The sequence below is a fragment of the Chitinophaga qingshengii genome (genome assembly GCF_014529935.1).
Classification (GTDB): domain Bacteria; phylum Bacteroidota; class Bacteroidia; order Chitinophagales; family Chitinophagaceae; genus Chitinophaga; species Chitinophaga qingshengii.
Genome location: NZ_JACVFC010000017.1, coordinates 1 through 434, shown reverse-complemented (window position 1 = coordinate 434; position 434 = coordinate 1). Strand labels below are relative to the sequence as shown.

Here is a 434-nt window from a genome sequence, read left to right as displayed (position 1 = left end):
CGGAGAGTGTGTACCTGTTGAAGACGGCTTATGTGTTTGATGTATCGTTGAGTGAATTATTTGGCTGGCTGGCGGGAGGCGGAAAATTGGCGATACTGCCTGCCGGTGATGAAAAAGATCCTGCTGCGATCCAGTCTGCCATCGCGGCTTACGGTGTTACGCACATCAATTTTGTGCCGTCGCTGTTTGCATTGTTCCTCGATGTATTGAAACAGGGAGGAGCAGCTGTACAGCGCCTGGAATACATCTTTGTAGCAGGGGAAGCATTTCCGGAGCACCTGGCGCAGGAGCTGCAGGCATGCGGCTGGGCCGATAGCGTATATAACCTGTACGGACCTACGGAGTGCAGCGTGTATGCGACGGCGTTTGCGATGAAGGACTATCGTGGCGGCCCTGTCCCTATCGGGCTGCCTTTGCCCAATGTCGAGGTCTAC

Annotated in this window: 1 protein-coding gene; it reads left to right on the top strand. The window is 54.6% G+C overall.

From position 1 onward, the window contains the following. The coding region (locus ICL07_RS32155; protein WP_188092165.1) for an AMP-binding protein at positions 1–434 on the top strand (434 nt) is incomplete at both ends.